Origin of the sequence: Actinoplanes italicus (assembly GCF_003001815.1) — a bacterium.
Taxonomy (GTDB): domain Bacteria; phylum Actinomycetota; class Actinomycetes; order Mycobacteriales; family Micromonosporaceae; genus Actinoplanes; species Actinoplanes italicus.
This window is the reverse complement of sequence record NZ_PVMZ01000003.1, coordinates 595,490-621,498: the sequence shown is the minus strand read 5'-3', so window position 1 is coordinate 621,498 and position 26,009 is coordinate 595,490. Positions and strand designations below refer to the sequence as shown.

Below are 26,009 nucleotides of genomic sequence, written 5' to 3'. Positions count from 1 at the left end.
CGGCCGCCGGACGCCGCCACCCTCCCACCGTGCCGCACGATCAATGGCGATCGACACCCGACATTGCGTCAACGCCCCGTTCGTCAATTAACGGGCGTTTTGGTGGCACCCCGCGAAAAGCAGTGGGCCCGCCACCGTGAAAGTGACGGGCCCGCATTGCGAATGGGGTCAGACGGACAGCGGCTGCGAGTCCGAACGGACCGGCGCCGGCAGTTCCCCGGCAGCGCCCAGGTACGAGTGGATGGCGGCGGCAGCGGCCCGGCCCTCGGCGATCGCCCACACGATCAGCGACGCGCCCTTGTGCATGTCACCCGCCACGAACACGCCCTCGGCACCGGTCTGCCAGCCCTTGTCCGCGTCCAGCACGTTGCGCCGGTTGCGGGACAGCCCGAACTGGGCGAGCAGCGGCTGGTCCTCCGTACCCTCGAATCCGATCGCGAGAAGGACCAGGTCGGCGGGCAACTCGCGCTCACTGCCGGGAGTGACGCTGACCGTGCGCACGCCGTTGATCCTCTGTACCGAGACGTCGGCGATGCGGATAGCGACCAGGTTGCCGTTCCCGTCGCCGACGAACTCCTGCACGGCCACGCCGAAGACGCGCTCGCCACCCTCCTCGTGCGCGGCGTAGTTGCGCAGGATCAGCGGCCAGGTCGGCCACGGGTCCTTGACGCCGGTACGCAGCTCGGGCGGAAGGGGGTACTGGTCGAGCTGGGTGATCGACGCGGCACCCTGGCGGTGGGCCACACCGAGGCAGTCGGCCCCGGTGTCACCACCGCCGATGATGATGACGTGCTTGCCCTTGGCGTCGATCGGGGTGGTGTCGGCCAGACCCGCGACGATCCGGTTGGCCGGAACCAGGTGTTCCATGGCCAGGTGCACGCCGTTCAGGTCGCGGCCCGGCGTGTCCGGCGTGTCCCGGCCGGCCAGCGCGCCGGCGGCGAGCAGGACCGCGTCGTACCGGTCACGAAGATCGTCGGCGGTGATGTCGACGCCCACCTCGACACCGGTCTGGAACTCGACGCCCTCGGCCGACATCTGCGCGAGCCGCGCGTCGATGACGTGCTTCTCGATCTTGAAGTCGGGGATGCCGTACCGGAGCAGGCCGCCGATCCGGTCGTCGCGCTCGTAGACGGTGACCGCGTGACCGGCCCGCGCCAGCTGCTGCGCGGCGGCCAGCCCGGCCGGGCCGGAGCCGACGATCGCGACCGACTTGCCGGAGGCCGACGGCGCCGGCTGCGGCTTGACGAAGCCGAGGTCGAACGCGTGGTTCGCGATCTCCACCTCGACCTGCTTGATCGTCACCGGGTCGTCGCCGATGCCGAGCACACAGGCCGCCTCGCAGGGCGCCGGGCAGAGCCGCCCGGTGAACTCCGGGAAGTTGTTGGTGGCGTGCAGCGAGTCCGCCGCCGCCTCCCACTGCTGGGTGCGGACCAGGTCGTTCCAGTCCGGGATGCGGTTGCCCAGCGGGCAGCCGTCGTGGCAGAACGGGATGCCGCAGTCCATGCAGCGGGTCGCCTGGTCGCGGATCAGCTCCTCGCCCGCGGGCGGGTAGACCTCCTTGAAGTCCAGGATCCGCACCGGCACGGGCCGGCGCTTCGGCAGCTGCCGCTCGTAGCGGAGGAAACCGTTAGGGTCAGGCACTGGTGACTCCCATGACCGCCTCGTCCACGTTGCGACCGGCGGCTTCGGCGGTCCTGATCAGTTCCATGACGCGCTTGTAGTCGCGCGGCACCACGGCGGTGAACCGCTCGACCGCGGTGCTCCAGTCCTTGAGCAGCCGGCCCGCGACGCCCGAGTCGGTCTCCGCGTGGTGCTTCTCGATCAGCGAGCGCAGCAGGTCGCGCTCGTCGTCGGTGAGCGGGCCCAGGTCGACCAGCTCCGGGTTGACCAGCGACTGGTCCAGGTCCAGCAGGAACGCCTTGCCGCCGCTCATACCGGCCGCGAAGTTGCGCCCGGTCGGGCCGAGGACCACCACGACGCCACCGGTCATGTACTCACAGCCGTGGTCGCCGACGCCCTCGACGACGGCCGAGCCGCCCGAGTTACGGACCGCGAACCGCTCGCCGACCTTGCCGCGCAGGAAGATCTCGCCGCCGGTCGCGCCGTACAGGATGGTGTTGCCGGCGATGGTGTTGTCCTCCGCCGTGAACGGCGCGTCCTCGGCCGGGCGCACGATCAGCCGGCCGCCGGAGAGGCCCTTGCCGACGTAGTCGTTGCTGTCGCCGATCAGCCGCAGGGTGACACCGCGCGGCAGGAAGGCGCCGAACGAGTTGCCACCGGTACCGCGCAGGGTGAAGGAGATGGTGTCGTCGGGCAGGCCGTTGCCGCCGAACCGCCGGCTCACCTCGCCGCCCAGCATGGCGCCGACGCTGCGCTGGTCGTTGGTGGCGACCAGCTCCGCACGGACCGGCAGGCCGTCGGAGAGGGCCGGCTGGGCCAGCTCGATGAGCCGGTTGTCCAGCGCCTTCTCCAGACCGTGGTCCTGGGCCACGACACCGCGGCGGGCCGCACCCTCGGGCAGCTCGGGCACGTAGAGCACCGGCGACAGGTCGAGGCCCTTGGCCTTCCAGTGGTCGACGGCCTCGGTCACGTTGAGGATCTCGGCGTGGCCGATCGCCTCGTCGATGCTGCGGAAGCCCAGCTCGGCGAGGATCTCGCGGACCTCTTCGGCGAGGAACATGAAGAAGTTCTCGACGAATTCCGGCTTGCCGGTGAAGCGCTCGCGCAGCACCGGGTTCTGCGTGGCGATGCCGACCGGACAGGTGTCCAGGTGACAGACACGCATCATGATGCAGCCGGACACGATCAGCGGAGCGGTCGCGAACCCGAACTCCTCGGCGCCCAGCAGGGCGGCCACCACTACGTCGCGGCCGGTCTTGAGCTGGCCGTCGACCTGCACGGTGACCCGGTCACGCAGCTTGTTGAGCAGCAGCGTCTGCTGTGCCTCGGCCAGGCCCAGCTCCCACGGGGTGCCGGCGTGCTTGAGCGAGTTCAGCGGGGAGGCACCGGTGCCGCCGTCGTGGCCGGAGATCAGGATGACGTCGGCCTTGAGCTTGGCGACACCCGCCGCCACGGTGCCCACGCCGATCTCGCTGACCAGCTTGACGTGCACCCGCGACTGCGGGTTGACCATCTTGAGGTCGTGGACCAGCTGGGCCAGGTCCTCGATGGAGTAGATGTCGTGGTGCGGCGGCGGCGAGATGAGGCCGACGCCCGGGGTGGCGTGCCGCGTCTTGGCGATCCACGGCCACACCTTGTTGCCGGGCAGCTGGCCACCCTCGCCGGGCTTCGCGCCCTGCGCCATCTTGATCTGGAGGTCGTCGGCGTTGACCAGGTATTCGCTGGTCACACCGAACCGGCCGGAGGCGATCTGCTTGATCGCGGAACGGCGCTCCGGGTCGTACAGCCGCTCGACGTCCTCGCCGCCCTCGCCGGTGTTCGACTTGGCGCCGAGCCGGTTCATGGCGATCGCCAGGGTCTCGTGCGACTCGGCCGAGATGGAGCCGTAGCTCATCGCGCCGGTCGAGAACCGCTTCACGATCTCGGAGGCCGGCTCGACCTCGGAGATGTCGATCGCGGGGCGGTCCGACTCGAAGCGGAACAGGCCACGCAGGTGACCCGCCTCGGCGGACAACTCGTTGACCTTGCCGGTGTAGCGCTGGAAGACGTCGTACTGCTTGCTACGGGTGGCGTGCTGCAGCAGGAAGACGGTCTCCGGGTTGAACAGGTGCAGCTCACCCTCGCGGCGCCACTGGTACTCACCGCCGACCTCGAGGCGGCGGTGTGCACGCTCGGCCTTGTTCGCCGGGTACGCCTTCTCGTGCCGCGCCTTGACCTCGGCGTGGATCTCCGCGAGACCGACGCCGCCGATCCGCCCGGAGGTGCCCGCGAAGTAGCGCTGGAGCAGCTTGTTGTCCAGGCCGACGGCCTCGAACACCTGGGCGCCGCAGTACGACGAGACGGTCGAGATGCCCATCTTGGACATGATCTTCAGAACGCCCTTGCTGAGCGCCTTGATGTAGTTGCGGACCGCCTTGCGCGGCTCCACACCCACCAGCGCGCCGGTGGCGATCAGGTCCTCGGCGCTCTCGAACGCGAGGTAGGGGTTGATCGCGGCCGCGCCGAAGCCGATCAGCGTGGCGGCGTGGTGCACCTCGCGGCAGTCGCCGGTCTCGACGACCAGAGCCACCTGGGTACGGGTCTGCTCGCGCACGAGGTGCTGGTGCACGGCCGCGGTGAGCAGCAGCGACGGGATCGGCGCCAGGTCCGCGTTGGAGTCGCGGTCGGACAGCACGAGGATGCGTACGCCGTCCTCGATGGCCTCCGACACGTGGCGGCAGATCTGGGTTAGCCGGGCCTTGATGCCGGCCGCGCCGTCGCGCAGCGGGTAGAGCCCGGAGACCCGGACCGCCTTGAAGCCGGGCAGGTCGCCGTCCTCGTCGATGGAGAGGATTTTGGCGAGCTCGTCGTTGTCGATCACCGGGTACGGCATGACGATCTGCCGGCAGCTGGCCGGGCCCGGCTTGAGCAGGTTGCCCTCGGGCCCGATCGTCGCCGCCAGGCTGGTGACCAACTCCTCCCGGATGGCGTCCAGCGGCGGGTTGGTGACCTGCGCGAACAGCTGGTGGAAGTAGTCGAACAGCAGCCGCGGACGGGTGGACAGCGGCGAGATCGGGGTGTCGGTGCCCATCGAGCCGAGCGGCTCGGCACCGAGGCGCGCCATCGGCGCCACCAGGATCTTCAGCTCCTCCTCGGAGTACCCGAACACCTGCTGACGACGGGTCACCGAGTCGTGGGTGTAGATCACGTGCTCACGTGCGGGCAGATCGTTGAGCTCGATCAGGCCGGCGTGCAGCCAGTCGGCGTACGGCTCGGCGGCGGCCAGCTCGGCCTTGATCTCACCGTCGTGGACGATGCGGCCGGCCTCGGTGTCGACCAGGAACATCTTGCCGGGCTGCAGGCGGCCCTTGGCCACCACGTCGGCCGGGTCGGCGTCGATGATGCCGGCCTCGGAACCGAGCGCGACCAGGCCGTCCTTCGTGTGCCACCAGCGGCCGGGACGCAGGCCGTTGCGGTCCAGCACGGCGCCGATGACCGTGCCGTCGGTGAACGCCACGGCGGCCGGGCCGTCCCACGGCTCCATGAGGCTCGCGTGGAACCGGTAGAAGGCGCGGCGGGCCGGCTCCATCTCCGGGTCGTTCTCCCACGCCTCGGGGATCATCATGAGCACCGCGTGCGGCAGGCTGCGGCCACCCAGGTGCAGCAGCTCGAGAACCTCGTCGAAGCTCGCCGAGTCGGACGCCTCCGGCGAGTTGATCGGGAAGAGCCGCTTGATGTTGCCCGGCAGGTTCGGCGTGGCCAGCAGCGCCTCGCGCGCGGCCATCCAGTTCTTGTTGCCGCGGATCGTGTTGATCTCACCGTTGTGGGCGATCAGCCGGTACGGGTGGGCGAGCGGCCACGACGGGAAGGTGTTGGTCGAGAACCGGGAGTGCACGAGGGCGATGGCGCTGGAGACCCGCTCGTCGGACAGCTCCGGGAAGAACGCCGGGAGCTGTTCCGGGGTCAGCATGCCCTTGTAGGTCACGGTCCGCGAGGACAGCGAGGGGAAGTACGCCGCGACGCCGCGCTGCGAGGTCTCGCGCTCGGCCTGCTTGCGGATGCAGAACGCCACCCGGTCCAGCTCGAGGCCGGACAGGGCCTCACCGGCCGGGCCGGCGGGCGCGTCGACGAGCCGGTGCGCGGACAGGAACACCTGGCGGATCGTGGGCCGGGCGTCCTCGGCGGTCGCGCCCAGGTCGGACGGGTCGACCGGCACGTCGCGCCAGCCGAGCACCTCGCCGCCCTCGACGAGCACGTACTTCTCGAAGACCTTGATGGCACGGGCCGCATCGTCGGGGTCCGTGGGGAGGAACACGAGGCCGGTCGCGTATTGACCGGCGGGCGGCAGCTCGAAGCCGGCCTCGGCGCGGTAGTACTCGTCCGGAACCTGGATCATGATGCCGGCGCCGTCACCGGTGTTCTGCTCGGCGCCCCGCGCGCCCCGGTGATCGAGCCGGATCAGCGCGGACAGGCCCTTGGCCACCACATCGTGGGAGCGACGGCCGTGAATGTCGGCAATGAATGCGACACCACAGGCGTCTCGCTCCGTCTGAGGGTCATAAAGCCCCTGGGGGTGCGGATATGCCACCGGGCCTCCTGTCGTCACTGGTGTTTCATTCTGAGGTCGGGACGACGTCGGCCCTGCAAAGTCTCTTGAGTCTACGTTAAGAGCCTCTGATCTCCGCCAGATGCGGATTGATCACACCTCGCACCGTTCACGCATCGGTACGCGGACGAACTGAATAGCACAGCCGGTGCGTCGACCGGTAGTCTCGCGCGATGGCGCCAGCGGATTCCGACCTCTTCGACCGACTCGAGCGGTTCTACGACGCTTTACCCCGACCCTGGACGCGGACCGAGGAGATCGGGTCTCTCGTTCTCTTCATCCGCGAGGGAGACGGCTGGCCCTACTATGCACGGCCGATCGTGGGTTCGCACACCCCCTCAGCGGCCGACATCACAGCGGTCCGCGCCCGGCAACGCGAGCTCGGGCTGCCCGAGAGCTTCGAGTGGGTGCACGAGACCACGCCGGACCTGCTGGCGGTCGCCCGCTCGGCGGGCCTCGACGTGCTGCTCGCCCCGCTGCTCGCGCTGGACCCGGCGGCCCTCGTCCCGGACCTGCCAATGCGCGACGCGGGCGTCCGGTGGCTGGACCCGGCCCACCCGTCGTTCGCCGCGGACCTGCTCGCCGCGCGCAGCGTGGCCCGGCTCGGATTCGCCGCCCCGGCCCACCAGGCGCCGCTCGAAGCGGTCGAGAAAACGCTGGTCATCGACGGTGCCGGCCCCCACGAGCGGGATGCCTCCGAGCCGCTGAGCGCTGGAGCGGTGGAGCAGGCGCGTGACATGTTCGACAGCGGGAACTACCTGACCGCGGTGGCCGAGTCGCCAGTCGACGGCATCGTGGCCACCGCGACCAGCCAGCGGGTCGGCGACGTAGCCGAGATCGTCGGGGTCGCGACCCTGCCGTCGGCGCGTCGTCGCGGCTACGCCTCGCAGCTCACCGCCACGCTGGCCGGGCGGCTGCTGGCCGACGGCGTCAACCTGGTCTTCCTGTCCGCGGGCGACGACGACGTGGCCCGGCTCTACACCCGGGTCGGCTTCCGCCGGGCGGGCACGGCCTGCATCGGCGAGCCGGCGGCCGCGGGCCTCTGACCGCCTTCGGCGAATCCCTCACAGTTCCCACATGATGGTACGCAGTAAGGAGCTCAAGTGGTTTGGGTCCTTACCTGCCGGAGACTCCACGGCCGCCCACCACCGTTTCGAACGAGTGAACCGCAGTGTGAGATCTTCCATCCTCCGGGTCCCGCAGAATGATCATGCAACCCCCGGCCGGGTCCTACTGCTGTCTCAGGCTCGCTGAGACAGCGGCATGACCCAGCCGGGGTTCGACGCGACAGCCGGTGACCCGGCGCCTCAGCCCCGGCGGTCGCGCTGGGGCCGCATGGACCACCCTCGTCGCGCCGCACTGACGGGACGTCAATGGTGCGGTTGTGCGCGCCCACGTGCGTACCGTAAGAATTGCAGCGCCGAAATGACGCATTGCCGGAAGTGAACCGGATGGCCTTTTCCCGAAGTGCTATTCGGGTGGCGTCCAATCCGAGGACGGATCGAGGGAACGGGCCAGCATCCGCGGGCGCATGTGGTTGAGCGCGGCGTCACGGGCGCGCAGCGCGAGCCGGCCGCGGGCCTGGACCACCGCCGACATCCGCCGGTTCTGCCGGACCACGGTGGTGGTGCGCGGCCGGCGCAGGCGGCTGTAGTTCTCGACCGCCGCGTTCAGCGCGGAACCCGGCTCGGCGTCGGCGACCAGCCCGCGCAGGGTCGCCACGTCCTCGAAGGCGAGACAGGCGCCCTGGCCCAGATGGTGCGGCATGGCGTGCGCGGCATCGCCGATCAGGACCACACCGCCCGGTCCGGCCGGAAAACCGTAGGCGCGGGGCAGCGGCCGGAGCTCGCGGACGCCCTGCGGGACCAGATCCTCGGCCCGCGTGGCCTCCAGCAGCGCACCGACCGGCTCGTGCCAGCCCGCGAACCAGCGGCGCAACAGGGAAAGCTGGGTGGCGGCCGACTCCGGGCGGGGCGCGCCTGCGGCCGTGGCCACCCAGTAGACGCCACCGCGACCAGCCGCGTGATCACCGAGCGGGATCGCGACGAACCGGTAACCGGCGCCCAGTGTCTCGCCGCCGACGCAGCGGTCACCGTCGAGTCTCGGCACCCGGAAGCCGGGGATGACCGCCTGCCAGGCGGCGAAGCCGGAGCCGACGGCCACCGACTCGGGCGCGACCGAGGCACGAACACGGCTGTCGATGCCGTCGGCGCCGATCAGCAGGTCGGCCTCGATCGTGGTGCGGCCGTCGCCGACCACCGGCCGGGAGCCCGGCGTGGTCCGGATGACCGACGTGTCGAAGCCGGTACGTATCTCCACGTCACCGAGGCCGGCGACCAGGGCGTCGTAGACGTCCTCCACGTGCGCTGCCGCGGGAGACGGCCCGGCGCCGGAGCGGGCACGGGGCGCGACCAGCCACTGTCCGTCCGGTCGCCGGACGCCGCCGTCCGGCAGCGGCGACGCGATCGCCGGCCAGCCGCCGTCCGGGTCGAGGGACTGCAGGGCACGCAGGCCGTTGGGCCACAGCACGACCGCGGTCGGTGGGGCGGCGACCCGCTCGGCCCGCTCCAGGATGGTGACCCGCCAGCCGGAACGGGACAACGCGCCCGCGGCGGCCAGGCCGGCCATCCCCGCGCCCACCACCACGGCCGTACGCATGGAGGAGATCAGCTCTCGTCTTTGTCGTCGGCGTCGCCGACCGTGGCGGAGACCGACTCGTCCTTCTCCGAGGGCTTCTCCGTGGGTTTCTCGGCGGGCTTGTCCTCTGCCGGCAGGATCCCGGTCTGCTCGTACTCGTGGAACTGGGCCTCGCTCACCACCCGGTACGCGACCGGCACCTTGCGGGCGTCGCCCTTGGCGGCGGTCACGTCCACCTGCGAGACGTCGCTGTCACCCTCGGCGGACGGATCGGGCGCGGTGTCCGGGGCGTCGATCGGGACGACGTAGCCGCGCGGTCCGCGGACGACGGCGAAGTAGATCGCGGCGCCCAGGAAGATGATGATCGAGGTGAAGACGTTGAGGCGGATGCCGAAGAAGGTGTTCGCCTCGTCGACGCGCAGCATCTCGATCCACAGGCGGCCGGCGGTGTAGCCCATCACGTAGAGGGCGAAGGCACGGCCACGGCCGAACTTGAACTTGCGGTCCAGCAGCCAGACCATCGCCGCGACACCGAGATTCCAGATCAGCTCGTACGCGAAAGTCGGGTGATAGAGGTCGGGCCGGGTCACCGGCTCGCCGTCGATCATCACGGCGTGACCGGGGTTGGCCGAGTCCATCTCGTGCACTTCCAGGCCCCACGGCAGCGTGGTGACCTTGCCGTACAGCTCGTTGTTGAACCAGTTGCCCAGCCGGCCGATCGCCTGCGCGACCGGCAGCGCCGGCGCCAGGCTGTCGGCGATGATGCTCAGCGGCAGGCCGATCTGACGGGCCGCGATCAGCGCGCCGACCGCACCACCGGCGACCGCGCCCCAGATGCCGAGGCCGCCCTCCCAGATGTACAGCGCCCGGATCGGCTCACCACCGGTGCCGAAGTAGTCCTGCGGCGAGGTGATCACGTGGTAGATCCGCGCGCCGACGATGCCGAACGGCACCGCCCACACCACGATGTCGAGCGAGGTCCACGGCGCCACCCCGCGATGCCGCAGCCGCTGCTCCAGCAGAAGCGTCGCGGCGACCATGCCGAGGATGATGCAGAGCGCGTAGGCGCGGATCGGGAATCCGAGCACATGCCAGACCGACTCGGTGGGGCTGGGAATGGCGGCAATAATCACGGGTGCACACGCTACCGCTGGGAAGCCACCCTGTGATGCCCAGGGCACCGGCAAATTCGCCGATGCCCTCAGCAGTGTCTCAGCGGCGTGTGCGCACGCCGCCGGCCAGCTCGGCGCTGAGCGAGCGCAGGTTCGCCAGGCCGGTGGCGCGGTCCTCCGCCTCCAGGACACAGCGGATCAGCGCGCTGCCGACGATGACCCCGTCGGCGAACGCCGCGACCTCGGCGGCCTGCTCGCCGTTGCCGACGCCGAGGCCGACACCGACCGGGATGGCGGGGTCGACGGCGCGGATGCGGGCCACCAGGTCGGGGGCCTGCGAGGAGACGCTCTTACGGGCGCCGGTGACACCCATGAGGGCCGTCGCGTAGACGAAGCCCCGGCAGTTCTCCAGGGTCATCGCGATCCGCTCGTCGGTGGAGCTGGGCGCCACCAGGAACGTCCGGTCGATCTTGTGGGCGTCGGAGGCGGCGATCCACTCGGCCGCCTCGTCCGGGATCAGGTCGGGCGTGATCAGGCCGGTGGCCCCGGCCGCGGCCAGGTCACGGGCGAACGCGTCGACGCCGTACTTCTCGATCGGATTCCAGTAGGTCATCAGCACGACCGTGGCGCCGGCCGACGCGACCGCGTCGATGATCTTCAGGGTGTCCCGGGTACGGACGCCGTTCGCCAGGGCGATGTCGCTCGCCTTCTGGATCACCGGGCCGTCCATCACCGGATCCGAGTACGGCAGCTCGACCTCGATCACGTCGCAGCCGGCCTCGTGCATCGCGATCATCTGCTCGATGCTGTGGTCGACCGTCGGGAACCCGGCCGGCATGCAGCCGACCAGCACCGACCGATTCTCCGCCTTCGCCTTGGCGAACGTGGTCGCGATACTCACGTGTTCTCCCCCGGGACGATCGTCTCGGCCTGGTCCAGGATGCCGAAGTACGCGCCCGCCGTGTGCACGTCCTTGTCACCGCGCCCGGACAGGTTCACCACGATCGTCGGCGTCCGGCCCAGCTCCTCGCGCAGGCGCGGGGCGATCTTCGCGGCGCCGGCGAGTGCGTGCGAGCTCTCGATCGCCGGGATGATCCCCTCGGTACGGCAGAGCAGCTGGAAGGCGGCCATCGCCTCGGCGTCGGTGACCGGCTCGTAGACCGCCCGGCCGGTGTCGTGCAGCCAGGAGTGCTCCGGGCCGACACCCGGATAGTCCAGGCCGGCCGAGATCGAGTGCGACTCGATGGTCTGCCCGTCCTCGTCCTGCAGCAGATAGGTGCGGTTGCCGTGCAGCACGCCGACCGAGCCGCCGGTGATCGACGCCGCGTGACGGCCGGTCTCCACGCCGTCGCCGCCGGCCTCGAAGCCGTAGAGACGGACACCCTCGTCGGGCACGAACGCGTGGAAGATGCCGATCGCGTTCGACCCGCCGCCCACACACGCGGCCACCGCGTCGGGCAGCCGGCCGATCTGGTCCAGGCACTGGGCCCGCGCCTCGACGCCGATGCCGCCGACGAAGTCGCGCACCAGCTCCGGGAACGGGTGCGGCCCAGCCGCCGTGCCCAGCAGGTAGTGGGTGGTGTCGACGGTGGTGACCCAGTCGCGGAGCGCCTCGTTGAGGGCGTCCTTGAGGGTCCGGGAACCGTTCGTCACCGGGATCACGGTCGCGCCGAGCATCCGCATCCGGGCGACGTTGAGCGCCTGGCGCTCGGTGTCCATCTCGCCCATGTAGACCACGCACTCGAGGTCGAGCAGCGCGGCCGCCGTGGCGCTCGCGACACCGTGCTGACCGGCGCCGGTCTCGGCGATCACCCGGGGCTTGCCCATCCGCTTGGCGAGCAGCGCCTGACCCAGCACGTTGCGCACCTTGTGGGCGCCGGTGTGGTTCAGATCCTCACGCTTCAGCCAGATGTCGGCGCCGAGCCTCTCGGACAGCCGGGTCGCCCGGTAGAGCAGCGACGGCACACCCGCGTAGTTGAGCAGCAGGTCCTGGAAGCGGGCCTGGAACTCCGGGTCCTGCTTCGCCGACCGGTACGCCGCGTCCAGCTCGTCGAGGGCCTTGATCAGGGCCTCGGGCACGAACCGGCCGCCGAACCGGCCGAAGTGCCCGGCCAGGTCCGGCAGACTCGGCGCGCTCATCGAACGGGCCTCGGCGTGGCCGGGTGGTTACCGGCGTTGACCAGCTCGGCCACCGCGTCGCGCGGCGACTTCTGGGTCACCAGGCCCTCGCCCACCAGCACGGCGTCGGCACCGGCCGACGCGTACCGGATCAGATCGTGCGGGCCGCGGACGCCGGACTCGGCGATCTTCACGACGTTCTGCGGAAGGCCGGGGGCGATCCGCTCGAACACCGACCGGTCCACCTCGAGGGTGCGCAGGTCACGGGCGTTCACGCCGATGACCTTCGCGTTGGCCTCGAGTGCCCGGTCCGCCTCCTCCTCGTTGTGCACCTCGACGAGGGCGGTCATGCCCAGCGACTCGATGCGCTCCAGGAGGCCCACCAGCACGTTCTGCTCGAGCGCCGCCACGATCAGCAGCACCAGGTCGGCGCCGTGGGCGCGTGCCTCGTGCACCTGATAACTGGAGACCACGAAGTCCTTGCGCAGCACCGGGATCTTCACGGCCGCACGGACCGCCGCGAGATCGTCCAGCGAGCCGCCGAACCAGCGGCCCTCGGTCAGCACGCTGATACAGCGTGCGCCGCCGGCCGCGTACTCGCCGGCGAGCTCGGCCGGGTCGGGGATGTCGGCGAGCGTGCCCTTGGACGGGGACGACCGCTTGACCTCGGCGATCACCGCCACCCCGGGCTTGCGCAATGCCGCGTACGCGTCGATCGCGGGCGGGGCCGCCGCCGCGAGCTCACGCACCCGCTCCAGCGGCACCTGTGCCTGACGTGCCGCTACGTCCTCTCGGACGCCGGCGAGGATCTCCTCGAGAACGTTCTGCGAAGCCGCTGCGCGCGCGGATCCGCCACTGCCCGCTTCCGCCTGATCGGATGTCACCGTAATGACTCCCCTCTCCGGGTGTCTTCGGCCTGATGCTAGGAGGTCACGGGGGGTGACGACCTCCTGGGGGTATGGCGCGCCTCACGGAATGGACTGCGGCATAATGCCAGGCTGCTCATCGCCGATGTCTTGTCGCTCACATCGTGCGACCGGCCTCCTCGCCGTTGTGCTGGGCCCCCTCCACCGTTCGGCCGATACCACTTCACGTTGACACGAGCGTCACCGTGCGGAAATACGACTCCACCATCATGTGACTCGGGCAGACTTGTCCCGGCGTCCAGTACGCCGTCAGCCAGCCGGACGATGAGCGGAGTCGACCCCATGGCCACCGAGTCAACCCAGCAGATGAATTTCCTCGCCGTCTCCCGAGCCCTCGTCTCGGTGGCCGCCGAGGTCGCCACCGGGGTGCAGCGCGCCGTCGTCGGCTCCGACAACGTGCGGACGGCCCGGGACAACGCGTGGGACGCCATCCAGGCCGACCGGGCCCGCGCGGCCGCCCGTGCCGAGACGGCCCGCGCGGTCGCCGCGATGATGGCCGCCGAGCCGGCCCGCCGCCGTCGCGCCGGCACACTGACCGGCGCCGCCCGGTAACGCCACCGCCCGGTAACACCACCGCCCGGCAACGCCACCGCTCAGCGGGCTGTCGGGTCGTCCCCACGGTCCAGGGCGTCCCATAGTTCGCGGCCCTCGTCCAGCGACGCCGGGGCCGGGCGACGTTCGTACCGCGAGGACATCGCCGACCAGAGGTGACCGTGACGCGCGGCGAGCACGCCGCCCACCGCCACCGCCGCGCCGCCCAGGACGCACGCCACCGGCCACGCCGAGCCCGCGGGGCCCGCCGCCCCCGGGTCGACGCCGGCCCGGGCGAGCACCGCACCGGCCGCGACACCCGCGCCGGTCAGCGCCAGCAGCACCCCCAGCACCCGGCGGGCCACGCCGCGGGTGGCCAGCAGCGCTCCCGTCCCGGCCAGCGCGACCACGGCCAGGCCGATCAGCCACGGTTGAACGTCCGCCCCGGTCTGCTCGGTGCGCAGATCGGTCAGTCCGGGCCGCTGCTCCACCCGGACCGCCCAGACCCGGGTCGCCGCGAACAGGGCCAGTCCCGCGCCGGCCAGGCACGACGCGACGGCGGTCAGGTGGTCACGTCTCATCGGGCGGCGCGCAGGGTTTCCGCGGAGGCTATCGCGGCGAGGACGGCGGCGGCCTTGTTCCGGGTCTCCTGCTCCTCGGCGGCCGGATCGGAGTCGGCCACGATGCCGGCACCCGCGCCGACGTACGCGACGCCGTCCTTGAGGAGGGCCGTCCGGATGGCGATCGCCATGTCCATGTCGCCGGCGAAGCCGAAGTAGCCCACCGTGCCGCCGTAGAGGCCACGCCGGGTCGGCTCCAGGCTCTCGATGATCTCCATGGCCCGGACCTTGGGCGCGCCGGAGAGGGTGCCGGCCGGGAACGTCGCGGCCAGCGCGTCGAAGGCGGTCCGGTCGTCACGCAGCCGGCCGACCACCGTGGACACGATGTGCATGACGTGGCTGTACCGCTCGATCCGGGCGAATTCCGGCACCTCCACCGAGCCCGGCTCGCAGACCCGGCCCAGGTCGTTACGGCCCAGGTCGACGAGCATGACGTGCTCGGAGCGCTCCTTCGGGTCGGCCAGCAGCTCGGCCGCGAGCGCCGCGTCCTGCTCGGGGGTGGCGCCGCGCCAGCGGGTGCCGGCGATCGGGTGCAGCAGCGCGGTCCGGTTGGCGCTCACCTTGAGGTGTGCCTCCGGCGACGAGCCGACGATGTCGAAGTCGTCGAAGCGCAGCAGGTACATGTACGGGCTCGGGTTGGTGGCCCGCAGCACCCGGTAGACGTCGAGCGGGTTCGCGTCGGTGGGCCGTTCGAACCGCTGCGCCACCACGATCTGGAAGCACTCGCCGGCCCGGATGGCCTCCTTGGCCTCCTCGACCGCCTTCTGATATTCACCCGGAAGGGTTCGGCTGATCGGCTCGTCGGCGGGCCGGCGGTCCACCGTGGAGACCATCGGCGGGGTGGGCCGCGACAGCGCGGTGGTCATCGCGTCGAGCCGGCCGACCGCCTGGTGGTACGCGGCACGGCGGGCCGCGTCGTCGGCGTTCTCGTCCATCACGGCGTTGGCGACCAGCAGTGCCGAGCCCTCGTGGTGGTCGAGCACCACCAGGTCGGTGGCGAGCATCATGCCCAGCTCGGGCAGGTGCAGGTCGTCGGCGGCGGTGGAGGGCAGTTTCTCGAAGCGCCGGACCAGGTCGTAGCCGAGGTAGCCGACCATGCCGCCGGTCAGTGGCGGCAGGGTCTCGTCGAGCGTCCCGGTCAGGGCCTCGACCGTCTCGCGCAGCGCCGTCACCGGGTCGCCGCCGAGCGGCACACCCGACGGCGGCGTGCCCAGCCACGCCGCCTCGCCGTCCCGCTCGACCAGCGTCGCGGCGCTCCGGACACCGATGAAGGAGTAGCGCGACCAGGCCAGACCCTGCTCGGCGGACTCGAGCAGGAAGGTGCCCGGCCCACCGGCCAGTTTGGTGTAGACACCGACCGGGGTCTCGCCGTCGGCCAGCAGCTTGCGGGTGACCGGGACGACCCGCTTGTCGGCCGCGAGGAACCCGGCCTCGTCGGGGAAGGTGGCTCCGCTGGTCACTTCTCCTCCACGGGCAGGTCGTCGGTGAAGCACGTGTGGGTGCCGGTGTGGCAGGCCGCGCCGGTCTGCACGACGGTGACCAGCAGCGCGTCGCCGTCACAGTCCAATGAGACCCGCTTGACGTGCTGGTGGTGGCCGGAGGTGGCGCCCTTCACCCAGTACTCCCCGCGGCTGCGGGACCAGTAGGTGGCCCGGCCGGTGGTCAGCGTGCGCCGCAGCGCCTCGTCGTCCATCCAGGCGAGCATCAGGACGTCGCCGCTGCCGTGCTCCTGCACGATCGCCGCGACGAGGCCGTCGGGCGTGCGCTTGAGGCGGGCGGCGATCGCCGGGTCCAGGGAGGTCTCTACATCGGGTACGGCCACGGACGCGATTCTCCCCCATCGGTCCGGCGGGCCGTAACGACCCGCAGAGGGCCCACGATCCGGTAACCGGGGGTGTGCTCGCGATCCTTCAGCGGTACCGTCGCCCGGGAAGCGCGGTACGTGCCTGACTGCCCGGCGCCCGCCGCCCGGTGTGCGGACTGAGGCATCCCGGCGGGCGCGGCCTTGCAACGGGAGTGGTGAACGCCAGATGGAGCCGACGTCCAGCCCCGACAACACCCGGCCCTCGCACGGCCTCGCCCGCTTCTGGCAGGTGCGCCCGGAGCCCGAGGTCACGAGCACCGGTGAGGAGCCGCCGGCGACTCCGGCCGACCTGCTCAACGGCTCCCCACTGGGTACTTTCCGCAGCCGGCCGATCCCGCCACTGGCGCCGATCGCCTCGGCGGCACGCCATCCGGGCGGCGCGGCCGACCCGTTCGGACTGAACCGGGCGGCGACCCGTGGCGGCCCGCGCAGCCAGCCCGCCGCCGAGCGTCCGGTGTCCGGCCCACCCGAGGCGGAACGGCACGGCGATACTGATCACTCCGTACCTCCGGACGACGGGACGGAACCCGCTCAGGACGTAAAGTCCGAGGACGCCTACGGTGGCTTCGGCCTCGGAGGACGTACCGGGAGGTTCCTCTTCGGCGGACGGGACGGCGACGATTCCGAGGACGCGGAGTCCGAGGACGGCGCTTCCCCGGCCGGTGAGTCTCAGGTCGGTGACGAGCCGACCGACGAGGAGACGGCCGGTGCCACACCGGCGGACGAGCCCGCGGACCAGACTCCGCCGGACGCCGGCCAGGAGGCCGCCGAGGTGGCGGGACCCAGCGACGAGAACGGACGTGAGGACATGAACGGACGGGCAGGCGCGCCCGGTTACGCGCAGACCGGCGAGGCCCACCCGGACGGGACGGGCGAGCCGGTCGAGGAGTCGCCGGGGCAGGTTCCGGCCGACCCGCCGCGCGCGGCCGCCGGCTGGGCGTCCGTGCCCGGCCTCACGCAGCCGGTTCCACCGGTGTCGGCGGGTCCGGTCTCCGGTGCTCCGGTGTCACCGGCGTACCCGCCGAATCCGTACTCGGTCGCGGATTTCACCCCCGACCACCCGGCCGGCAACCTGCAGCCGGTGTCCGGCATGCCGGGCCAGGCGCCCGAGCCGGCCGACCCGGCGACTCCCGCGCCGGTCTCCCCCGCTCAGGGCCCGAGCGCTCCGGTCTCCGCGTCCGCCTCGGTGCAGATCCCGGCGACCCGGACCCCGCCGGATCTGACCATCGACCTCGGCGAGCCGGGCGAGGGCGGCGGTTACGCCGGTCTGCCGGCGGCTGCGGAGGGTGGCTACGGCTTCGCGCCGGCCGGTTACAGCCTGGGCCGCCCGACCGAGGCGTTCGGTGTGGCGTCCGTCACTCCGGCGGCTCCGCCGGCCGGTTCGGTCACGCCGCCCTCGGAGTTCCTCACCTTCCCGCCGGCGCCGCCCGCCCGGCGCGCCCGTGAGGAGATCGCCGAGGAGACGGCCGCTCCGGCGGCACGCCGCTCGGCCAGCCTGGAGGACGCGGAGCCCATCCGCCGGACCGGTCGCCGCGCCGCGGCCGCCGAGGAGACGGGCCCGGCCGACAACGCCGACGAGCCGGTGATCGGCCGCACCGTCTGGGACGAGGACGCGGCCCGGCATTTCCGTGCGGCCTGGCACGAGGTCAAGGCGGAGTTCGTCGACGACCCGGTCACCGCCCTGACCCGGGCTCACGACCTGCTCACCGACGCGGTCAACGAACTGACCGAGGTGCTGCTGGCCGAGCGGGACGAGCTGGACCCGCTGCGCGGCACCGACACCCCGGACACCGAGAGCATGCGGATGGCGATGCGCGGGTACCGGGAGTTCCTGGAGCGGATCCTCTCCCTCTAGGAACGCTCCTGGAGCGCCACAAAAGTTGTGAGCCCTGCCACCCGCGGCACCGGGTGGCAGGGCTCGAAGACGGGCTCCCACGGCCATGACGGCGGCAGAAGGTCGGCCGTGGGGGCCCGCCTCGTCGGTGTGACCTCAGGCGGCGCTGCTGTTGCAGCAGCGGCGGCAGAGGATCGGGTGGAGCAGGTGCGCCAGGTCGTGGCGGTCGGTCACCGGACGGGGGAAGGCCAGGCGGGCACTGCGCCCGCCCATCCGCACGACGAATCCGTAACGGTCCATCCGTACGACCTTGGGCTCGTCTCCCGGCCGCGCCTCTTTGCCGAGCTGGCGGCGCACGTAGTCGCTCATCTCGCTCATGTGGTGGTCGGCCAGGTCGGCGATCAGATCGAACTCGACGGCACGCAGCGGGTCCGGGGTGGCCTCGGCGTAGTCGTCCGGGTCGATCTCCACGAGCTTCTCGTTGCGCTCGTAGCGGACCTCGGCGACCTCCATCCGGTAGAGCGACTGACTCTCACCGATGTCGAGCAGATCGCCGCAGGCGTCGGTGTCGGCGTAGTCCAGCGCGGCGGCCCTGGCGTCGTCGCCCTCGAGTTTCGCGGCCCAGCCGCTGACCCAGATCCGGCCGAGCGACGGCGACGTCGCCATGGGCGGCACGTCTCGGATGTCCAGAACGAGTGCGGTGTCGTCGTTACCGTCCTGTGGGCGCAATGCCCCGGCGAGAGTACCCTCGCGTGGCACGAGCAGCAGTACCCGTCCCTGCGCGTCGGTCACGTGCCGGACCGGAGTCGGTCCCGGACGGCACGCGATGTGGGCGACGGCGGGCAGGTGACCGGCGGCGAGAGTACGCGCGATCTCGGCGGGACTGGGTTGCATGACGAGCACCTCCGGGCACCGGTTAGGCTTACCTAAGTTAGGCAAGGCTAACCGTAACAGGAGATCGCAGTTGAACAACTCCCGACCCAAGGCGAAGCTCTCGCGGGCCCTCGGAATCCCTCTGACGCGTAAGTGCGTCAAGTACTTCGAGCGCCGGCCGTTCCCGCCGGGCGTGCACGGCCGTGGCCGTCGTAAGGCCTCCGACTACCAGGTCCGTCTGCTGGAGAAGCAGCGGCTGCGCCACCAGTACAACATCAGCGAGGTCCAGATGCGGGCCGCGTACGACGCCGCCCACAAGGCCGAGGGCAAGACCGGCGAGACCATGGTCACGCTGCTCGAGCGCCGTCTGGACGCCACGGTGTTCCGCGCCGGTTTCACCCGGACCATCTACCAGGCCCGCCAGCTCGTGGTGCACGGCCACTTCACCGTGGACGGCAAGAAGGTGGACCGTCCCGGCTACAAGCTGAAGCCCGGCCAGGTCATCGAGGTCAAGGAGACCAGCCGGCAGAAGCCGCCGTTCCAGATCGCGGCGACCGGCACGCACATCGACGGCCCGACCGCGCCGTACCTCTCCACCGTCCTGGAGGAGCTGCGGACCACCGTGATCCGGGCCCCGCAGCGGTCCGAGATCCCGGTGCTGTGCGACGAGCAGATGGTCGTCGAGTACTACGCCCGATAGGCAGTTCCGGCTCTTGAATCGCTGAAATGGCGGGCCTCTCGCAGCGGTCGCATCACCGCGGCCGCTGCGAGCGACGCGCTCATCTCACCGGGGACCCCCGGTCAGCGTGTCTGTTCCAACCAGCTGGCGTAGAGCTTGGCGTAGATCGAACCCTCCTCGGCGACGAGGCGGGCATGCGGGCCGCGTTGTACGACGCGGCCCGCATCCACCACGATGACCTCGTCCGCGGACTGGGCCGTGGAGAGCCGGTGCGCGATGGCGACCGTGGTCCGGCCACGGGTCACCAGGTCCAGGGCGTACTGCAGCCGCACCTCGGTGGCCGGGTCGACCGCACTGGTCGCCTCGTCGAGCACCAGCAGATCGGGATCGGCGACGTACGCGCGTACCAGCGCCACCAGCTGCCTCTCGCCCACACTGAGCGACTCGCCACGCTCGCCCACCGCCGTCTCGAGCCCCGCCGGCAGACCGTCGAGCCAGTCCCCGAGCCCCAGCTCGGTGAAGGCCACTCGCAGCTGCTCGTCGGTGAGCGACGGCTCGGCGAAGCGGATGTTCTCGGCGATCGTCGCGTCGAACAGGAACCCGTCCTGCGGCACCATCACCACCCGCGACCGCAGGGACGAGAAACGCACCCCGGTGAGCGGCTCCCCGGACAGCAGCACCGTGCCCTCGGCGGGGTCCATGAGCCGGGTGAGCAGCTTGGCGAACGTCGTCTTGCCGCTGCCGGTCTCCCCCACCACCGCGTACTTCCTGCGGGCCTCGAGCTCCAGGTCCACGTGCGACAGCACGATCGGCCCGCCCGGATAGCGGAACGACACGTCGTCGAAGCGGACCGACAGCGGGCCGGCCGGAAGCTCGACACCCTCGTCGTCGGGGTCGGCCACGTCCGGGTCGACGTCCAGCACGTCGAGGATGCGCCGCCACCCGGCGACCGCGTTCTGCGCCTCGTTGAGCTGCTCGGTGGCGATCTGCACCGGCTGGATGAAGAGCGTCACCAGGAACAGGAACGCGGTCAGCCGGCCCACCGTGAGGTCACCGCCGGCTCCGAGCAGGACACCTGCGACCACCACTCCGGACAGTGCCAGTCCACCGCTCAGCTCACCGCTGGAGAAACTGGCGACGCTGGTGCGCATGGCCCGCTGCTGCGCCTTCCGGAGGTCGTCGATGGAGTGGTCCAGGCGCCGGCCGGTGCGCCCGGAGACCCCGAACGAACGGATCACCGTGGCGCCCACCACACTCTCCGCCACCGTGCCGAGCATCACACCGCTTCGTTCGCGGACCGTGCGATAGGCGGCGGCCAGTCGCTTCTGGAACAGCCGGATCACTCCCACCGCCGGCCCGAAAGCGAGCAGCACCACGATCGTGAGCTGCCACGAGTAGACGAACATGACGACCGTGGAGACGACCAGCTGCCCGAAGGCGAGCAGCAGCTGCACGCCGCCGGTCTGCAGGAACACCGAGATCTGGTCGACGTCACCGGTCACCCGGGACACCATGGAGCCGCGCCGCTCGGACTGCTGGTGCAGCATCGACAAATCGTGGATGTGCCGGAAGGTCCGCGAGCGGATGCCGCCCAGCGCGGTCTCGGTGACCGTGAAGAGCCGCCGGGTCATCAGATACCCGCAGAACGTCGAGACGGCCAGCGCGATCAGAGTCAGCGCCACGATCCCGAGCACCAGCCGGGTGTCCGGGCCGCCGGGCCCGTTGATGCCGTGGTCGATGCCCTGCTGCACGGCGATCGGCACGGCCACCCGGCCGGACATCTGCAGGATCGCCAGGGCGATCGTGCCGGCCAGCCCGGTACGCAGCTCGGGCGACAGGGCCAGCCCGCGCCGGAAGGTGGCAAGGGCTCCGACGTCGCTCGATGAACCTTTTTCAACCTGGCTTCGAGCCTGAAGGCTCGGGTTCGTCGTCCGGCGGCGGGTGGCCCGGGCCTCGCCACGTTGCAAAAGGTTCATTTGTCAGCCTTCTCGTACGCCGTGACCAGATCCCGGTAACCCGGCTGCGTCGCCATCAGCCCGGCGTGCGTGCCGGTGGCCACCACCCGGCCCTGATGCAGGTAGACCACCTCGTCGGCGAGCGCGATGCTGGCCCGCCGGTAGGCGACCACCAGCAGCGACGTGCCCGACTCGCGCAGCGCGCCGAGGATGGCGGCCTCCACCCGCGGGTCGACCGCGCTGGTCGCGTCGTCGAGCACCAGCAGCCGGGGCCGGCCGGCCAGCGCCCGGGCCAGCGTGAGCCGCTGCCGCTGCCCGCCGGACAGCGACGTGCCCCGCTCGCCGACCTCGGTGTCCAGCTGACCGGGCAGCCCGCCGACGAACCCGCCGGCCTGGGCCAGCCGCAGCGCCGCCCAGACCCGGTCGTCGTCGATGCCGGGCCGGTCCAGGGCCACGTTGCCGCGGATCGTGTCGTCGAAGACGAACGGGATCTGCGGGACCAGTGCGGTCGCCCCGGCCAGCTCGGGCGCCGACAGATCGGGCAGTTTCATGCCGTCCAGGGAGACCGCGCCGGACTCCGGGTCGACCAGCCGCATGGCGAGCGCCGCGATCGTGGACTTGCCGGAGCCGGTCGCGCCGACCAGGGCCACCGTCTTGCCGGCCGGGACGGTGAAGGTCACGTCGGTGAGCACGGGCGGGCCGTCGGCGTACCGGTATCCGACCCGGTCGAAGCGCAGTTCGGCGGGACCGGTGCCGGGCAGTTCACCGGAGCCGTACTCCAGGTCGCCCTCCGCGGACAGCACCGACTCGACCCGCTCCCAGCCGGCGACGCTGCGCGGCAGCTCGCCGACCACCCAGCCGATCGCCCGCACCGGGAACGCCAGCACGGTGAACAGGAACGCGACGCTGACCACCTCGGTCACCGTGATCGCGCCGGCCTGCAGCCGCCAGGTGCCGAGCAGCAGCACGGCGAGCGTGCCGACGCTGGGCAGGCTCTCCATGAGCGGGTCGAAGACACCGCGCAGCCGGCCCACCGCGACCAGCGCGTCACGCAGCTCGGAGACGAACACCCCGAACCGGCGGGACTCGTCGGCCTCCCGGCCCATCGTCTTGACCACCAGGGCGCCGTCGAAGCTCTCGTGCGCCACCGCGGCGACCTTCGCCCGCATCCGCTGGGCGTGGATCTGGCGGGGTGACATCCGGCGCGAGTAGAAGAAGTTCAGCGCGAACAGGGCCGGGAACAGCGCGACCCCGACCAGGGCCAGCACCCAGTCGGTGAGGAAGAGCGCGACCACCGCCCCGGCGATCATCACGATCGTGCCGACCGCGAACGGCAGCGGCGCGATCGGCGCGAACGCGGCCTCGACGTCGGAGCCGGCGTTGGAGAGCAGGGATCCGGTGGCGTGCCGCTGGTGCCACTCCGGCGGCAGCGACAGGTAGCGGCGAGTCACGGCGCGCCGGTATCGGGCCTGCAGGCGGAACTGCATGAACCCGGCGCCCAGCCGGCGGGCCCAGATGCTGGCGATCCGCAGCACGCTGAGTCCGAGCAGCGCGGCGACGGCGAGAGCCAGGCCGCCCGAGCCGACACGGTGCTCGGCGAAGGCGGGCACCACGACATCGCCGATGATCGCGCCCACGACGTACGAGTTCGCAATGATCAGGAATCCGAAGAAGCTGCTGCCGATCGCGCTGACGGTGAAGAGCCGTGGCTCCGTCCGGATCGCCCGGCCGAGCACCCGCAGCCCCCGTACCAGCACGTCATTGCCGGTCCTGCTGGTCACATTCCTACCTGACTGGTAAGCATTCGTCGGCACATCCGACCTTACCGGTCCATCCTTGCCCACTGCGCACCCATTTACATTGTGGCCACGATTACATCGTCATGTGTCGCTTACGATCGGCTGCATGACCAACTACGCCCGCGCCGAGCGGGAACTCCTGGCCGACCTGCTGCTGAGCGAGGGCCCGGACGCTCCGACGCTCTGCGAGGGGTGGACCACGCGCGACCTCGCGGCACACATCGTGGTCCGCGAGCGGCGGCCGGACTCGGCTGTCGGCCTCCTGATCAAGCCCCTCGCCGAGCACGGAGAGAAGGTGCGGCTGGCCCGTGCCGCGCTGCCGTACGACCAATTGATCTCTCAGCTCCGCACCCCGCCGGTGTGGAGCCCGGTGAGCAACCCGGTGGTCGACCCCCTCGCCAACACCATGGAGATGTTCATCCACCACGAGGACGTCCGCCGCGGCGGCGGCACGTGGGAGCCGCGGCAGCTCGACAGGGAGCTCGAGACCACCCTCTGGCGCAACCTGAAGCTGATCTCCCGGGCCGCCCTGAGCCGTCTGAAGATCACCGCCTCGATCGAGGCGACCGGCCTGCCCGCGATCCGCAACGGTGCCGAACCCCAGATCCGGATCATCGGCGACGTGGGCGAGATCGCCGTCTTCTTCTTCGGCCGGCAGCGCGCCGCCCGGGTGACCCTGGAGGGCGCTGCCGACGTGGCCGAGCGTCTCCGTACCGCCCGCCTCGGGGTTTGAAGACCGACCTGTCCGTCTCCCAGGGCGCCGCGCTCTCCGTCGGCGCCGTCCTGGGCACCGGGCTGATCTCCCTGCCCGCGCTCGCCGCCGACGCGGCCGGGCCCGCGTCGCTGGTCGCCTGGATCGCCCTGATCGTCCTGTCCGCGCCGCTGGCCTGGACGTTCGCCGCCCTCGGCGCCCGGTATCCGGACGGCGGCGGTGTCTCCACGTACGCCGGCATGGCGTTCGGCCCTCGGGTCTCGGCGGCGGTCGGCTGGTGCTTCTACTTCGCGGTCCCGCTCGGCGCGCCGGTCGCGGTCGGCTTCACCGGCGGGTACGTCTCCGACGTCCTCGGTGGCGGCCGGGCCACCGAGCTCGCCACCTTCGTGGTGATCGTCGGTACGGCGTACACGATGAACTGGTTCGGCCTGAAGGTGTCCGGGCGGGTCCAGGTGGTCCTCTCGGTCTCGCTCGCGGTGCTGCTGGTGGTGACCGTGATCGCCGCCCTGCCGCACGCCCGCTGGTCGAACCTGACCCCGTTCGCCCCGCACGGCTGGACCGGAGTCGGCGCGGCCGCCGCCCTGCTGGTCTGGGGTTTCGCCGGATGGGAGGCGCTGTCCTCACTCTCCGGCGAGTACCGGGACCCGCGCCGCGACGTGCCCCGGGCCACGCTGATCGCGGTCGCCGTGGTCGGTGTCCTCTACCTCGCCGTCGCCACGGTCAGCGTGCTGGCACTCGGTCCAGGGCTGGCCGGCAGCCGGGCACCGCTGGCCGACCTGCTGGCGATCGGGCTCGGCGGCCCGGTCCGGGTCATCACCGCCGTCGTGGCCGTGGTGCTGACCCTCGGCGCGGTCAACGCGTACTTCGCCGGAGCGAGCAGGCTCGGGGTCGCGCTGGCCGCCGAGAGCGCACTGCCGGCCCGGGTGTTCGGTGCGCAGCGCCGCTCGCTGACCTTCATCTTCCTGAGCAGCGTCGCGGCCGTGCTGCTGCCGATCGGCCTGCACACCGCCGCCCTGCTGGTGACCGGCTGCTTCACCCTGGTGTACGTGATCGGCACGGCGGCCGCGTTGCGCCTGCTGCCCGGTGGCGGGTCCCGCGTGGTGGCCGGGACCGCGTTCGCGGCCGTGGTCGCACTGCTCTGGCTGAACGGGCCGACTGCCCTGCTCAGCCTGGTTATCGCGGGTGGCGCTCTGGCGTACCAGGCAGCCCGGCGGCGTCCAGTCCCGCTCGATCGATGAAGGCGCCCGCGCCGACGGGGGCGGTGCAGGCGTACGCCCCGGCGACCACCGCCTGATCGAGGCACTCGTCGTCACCCGAACCGGACAGCCAGGCGCTCAGGAACGCGGCCGCGAACGCGTCCCCGGCCCCGTTGGTGTCGACGATCGGCGCGCCCGGATCGACCGCGTCCCGGTGGGTGACCCCGTCGCGGGTGTGGAGGTCGGCGCCCTCCCCGCCGTTGGTGACGACGACCCTGGTCGCCACGCCGTCGGCGAGGATCCGCCCGGCGGCTCCGGCGGCCAGCTGCACCCCGCTGACGAAGACGACGTCCGCGCCGAGCGCGAAGTCGAGGTGGTGCGGGTTGTCGCCGTCCCAGTCGTGCAGGTCGGTGGAGACGGTGAGACCGGCCGCCCGCAGCTCCGGGATGAGGTGGCGGGCCCAGTCGATGATCGTGACGTGGACGTGCCGGATCCCGTCGGGCAGCGGCCGGTGGTACTTCTCGGGCAGGCGGTATCCCGGAACGTCGCGTCCGTCGTACAGCGACAGCCGCCGGCCGTCCGGGCTCATCAGGTTGACCGCCCGGCGGGTACCCGCCGGGGCCGGCGCTGCCCGCAGGCCGATACCCCATCCCTCGAACGCGGCACGCACCCGGCGACCCGGTTCGTCGTCACCCACCGTGTCGATCACCGTGACCCGCTCACCGAGCGCATGCAACGCGAGCGCCACGCAGGTGCCGGTGTGGGAGACGTGATCCTCGATGGGGCCCTGCGGCCGTGCCGAGTCGGCGGCGAGCACCGGCAGGTCCGCCACGGGCACCACGGTGTCGATACCGGTACCGCCGATCACCAGGAACGTCATGTCCACAACGTAATGCGGCATCAGCACAGGCCTGGACCCGGCACTCCGGCTGGCTAGGATGGAAACGT

The 26,009-nt window shown here is 71.4% G+C and carries 20 protein-coding genes; 6 read left to right on the top strand and 14 right to left on the bottom strand.

The features are described 5' to 3' along the window. Positions 1–168: 168 nt before the first annotated feature. The gene (locus CLV67_RS10745) at positions 169–1,641 is read right to left on the bottom strand and encodes a glutamate synthase subunit beta (RefSeq protein ID WP_106317025.1); all 1,473 of its coding nucleotides are present in this window, start codon (positions 1,639–1,641) and stop codon (positions 169–171) included. After that, a complete protein-coding gene (gene gltB, locus CLV67_RS10740) occupies positions 1,634–6,205 on the bottom strand; it encodes a glutamate synthase large subunit (RefSeq protein ID WP_106317024.1) in 4,572 nt (1,523 codons plus the stop codon). The genes CLV67_RS10745 and gltB overlap by 8 nt, the downstream gene beginning before the upstream one ends. A gap of 173 nt (positions 6,206–6,378) precedes the next feature. On the opposite strand from gltB, the gene CLV67_RS10735 reads away from it, so the two are divergent. Next, the gene (locus CLV67_RS10735) at positions 6,379–7,251 is read left to right on the top strand and encodes a GNAT family N-acetyltransferase (protein ID WP_106317023.1); all 873 of its coding nucleotides are present in this window, start codon (positions 6,379–6,381) and stop codon (positions 7,249–7,251) included. A 424-nt stretch (positions 7,252–7,675) separates the two neighbouring features. Here CLV67_RS10735 and CLV67_RS10730 read toward each other — a convergent pair whose 3' ends face one another. From CLV67_RS10730 to trpC, 5 genes are all read right to left on the bottom strand, one after another. Then, a complete protein-coding gene (locus CLV67_RS10730) occupies positions 7,676–8,863 on the bottom strand; it encodes an FAD-dependent oxidoreductase (RefSeq protein ID WP_106317022.1) in 1,188 nt (395 codons plus the stop codon). An 8-nt stretch (positions 8,864–8,871) separates the two neighbouring features. Then, positions 8,872–9,975: a prolipoprotein diacylglyceryl transferase gene (lgt, locus tag CLV67_RS10725; RefSeq protein WP_106317021.1), complete on the bottom strand. Its 1,104-nt coding sequence runs from the start codon at positions 9,973–9,975 to the stop codon at positions 8,872–8,874. Positions 9,976–10,054: 79 nt separating this feature from the next. Then, positions 10,055–10,855 carry a tryptophan synthase subunit alpha gene (trpA, locus tag CLV67_RS10720; protein WP_106317020.1) on the bottom strand — a complete coding sequence of 267 codons (801 nt, stop codon included), beginning with the start codon at positions 10,853–10,855 and terminating at the stop codon, positions 10,055–10,057. Next, the gene (gene trpB / locus CLV67_RS10715; RefSeq protein WP_106317019.1) at positions 10,852–12,093 is read right to left on the bottom strand and encodes a tryptophan synthase subunit beta; all 1,242 of its coding nucleotides are present in this window, start codon (positions 12,091–12,093) and stop codon (positions 10,852–10,854) included. Before trpB ends, trpA begins: the two co-directional genes overlap by 4 nt. Next, positions 12,090–12,881 carry an indole-3-glycerol phosphate synthase TrpC gene (gene trpC / locus CLV67_RS10710; RefSeq protein WP_239166798.1) on the bottom strand — a complete coding sequence of 264 codons (792 nt, stop codon included), beginning with the start codon at positions 12,879–12,881 and terminating at the stop codon, positions 12,090–12,092. The genes trpB and trpC overlap by 4 nt, the downstream gene beginning before the upstream one ends. Positions 12,882–13,280: 399 nt before the next feature. Between trpC and CLV67_RS10705 the strand changes: the two genes are divergently transcribed. After that, positions 13,281–13,550 (top strand): hypothetical protein, encoded by a 270-nt coding sequence (locus CLV67_RS10705; RefSeq protein ID WP_106317017.1) that lies wholly within the window; start codon positions 13,281–13,283, stop codon positions 13,548–13,550. A gap of 41 nt (positions 13,551–13,591) precedes the next feature. Here CLV67_RS10705 and CLV67_RS10700 read toward each other — a convergent pair whose 3' ends face one another. Genes CLV67_RS10700 through hisI form a run of 3 tightly spaced genes read right to left on the bottom strand, consistent with a single transcriptional unit; the run spans position 13,592 to position 15,971 of the window. Then, on the bottom strand, positions 13,592–14,110 hold the full coding sequence (locus CLV67_RS10700; protein ID WP_106317016.1) for a Trp biosynthesis-associated membrane protein: 519 nt from the start codon (positions 14,108–14,110) through the stop codon (positions 13,592–13,594). Beyond that, positions 14,107–15,609, bottom strand: coding sequence for an anthranilate synthase component I (locus CLV67_RS10695; RefSeq protein ID WP_106317015.1), 1,503 nt, complete (start codon positions 15,607–15,609; stop codon positions 14,107–14,109). Before CLV67_RS10695 ends, CLV67_RS10700 begins: the two co-directional genes overlap by 4 nt. Then, positions 15,606–15,971: a phosphoribosyl-AMP cyclohydrolase gene (gene hisI / locus CLV67_RS10690; RefSeq protein ID WP_106317014.1), complete on the bottom strand. Its 366-nt coding sequence runs from the start codon at positions 15,969–15,971 to the stop codon at positions 15,606–15,608. Before hisI ends, CLV67_RS10695 begins: the two co-directional genes overlap by 4 nt. Positions 15,972–16,179: 208 nt before the next feature. Here hisI and CLV67_RS10685 point away from each other — a divergent pair, with 208 nt between their 5' ends. After that, positions 16,180–17,868, top strand: coding sequence for a hypothetical protein (locus CLV67_RS10685; protein ID WP_106317013.1), 1,689 nt, complete (start codon positions 16,180–16,182; stop codon positions 17,866–17,868). Positions 17,869–18,003: 135 nt separating this feature from the next. On the opposite strand, the gene CLV67_RS10680 is transcribed toward CLV67_RS10685, so the two are convergent. After that, positions 18,004–18,741: a DUF2470 domain-containing protein gene (locus CLV67_RS10680; protein ID WP_106317012.1), complete on the bottom strand. Its 738-nt coding sequence runs from the start codon at positions 18,739–18,741 to the stop codon at positions 18,004–18,006. 70 nt (positions 18,742–18,811) lie between these two features. On the opposite strand from CLV67_RS10680, the gene rpsD reads away from it, so the two are divergent. Next, complete coding sequence (rpsD, locus tag CLV67_RS10675) at positions 18,812–19,420, top strand: 30S ribosomal protein S4 (RefSeq protein ID WP_106317011.1); 609 nt, start codon at positions 18,812–18,814, stop codon at positions 19,418–19,420. A 101-nt stretch (positions 19,421–19,521) separates the two neighbouring features. Here rpsD and CLV67_RS10670 read toward each other — a convergent pair whose 3' ends face one another. Next, positions 19,522–21,375: an ABC transporter ATP-binding protein gene (locus tag CLV67_RS10670; protein ID WP_106317010.1), complete on the bottom strand. Its 1,854-nt coding sequence runs from the start codon at positions 21,373–21,375 to the stop codon at positions 19,522–19,524. Next, positions 21,372–23,135 carry an ABC transporter ATP-binding protein gene (locus CLV67_RS10665; protein WP_373873200.1) on the bottom strand — a complete coding sequence of 588 codons (1,764 nt, stop codon included), beginning with the start codon at positions 23,133–23,135 and terminating at the stop codon, positions 21,372–21,374. Before CLV67_RS10665 ends, CLV67_RS10670 begins: the two co-directional genes overlap by 4 nt. 124 nt (positions 23,136–23,259) lie before the next feature. Here CLV67_RS10665 and CLV67_RS10660 point away from each other — a divergent pair, with 124 nt between their 5' ends. Then, on the top strand, positions 23,260–23,886 hold the full coding sequence (locus tag CLV67_RS10660; RefSeq protein ID WP_106317009.1) for a TIGR03085 family metal-binding protein: 627 nt from the start codon (positions 23,260–23,262) through the stop codon (positions 23,884–23,886). Continuing rightward, a complete protein-coding gene (locus tag CLV67_RS10655; RefSeq protein WP_106317008.1) occupies positions 23,883–25,103 on the top strand; it encodes an APC family permease in 1,221 nt (406 codons plus the stop codon). Before CLV67_RS10660 ends, CLV67_RS10655 begins: the two co-directional genes overlap by 4 nt. Here CLV67_RS10655 and CLV67_RS10650 read toward each other — a convergent pair. Further along, on the bottom strand, positions 25,039–25,941 hold the full coding sequence (locus tag CLV67_RS10650) for a carbohydrate kinase family protein (protein ID WP_106317007.1): 903 nt from the start codon (positions 25,939–25,941) through the stop codon (positions 25,039–25,041). The genes CLV67_RS10655 and CLV67_RS10650 overlap by 65 nt on opposite strands. Positions 25,942–26,009: the final 68 nt, after the last annotated feature.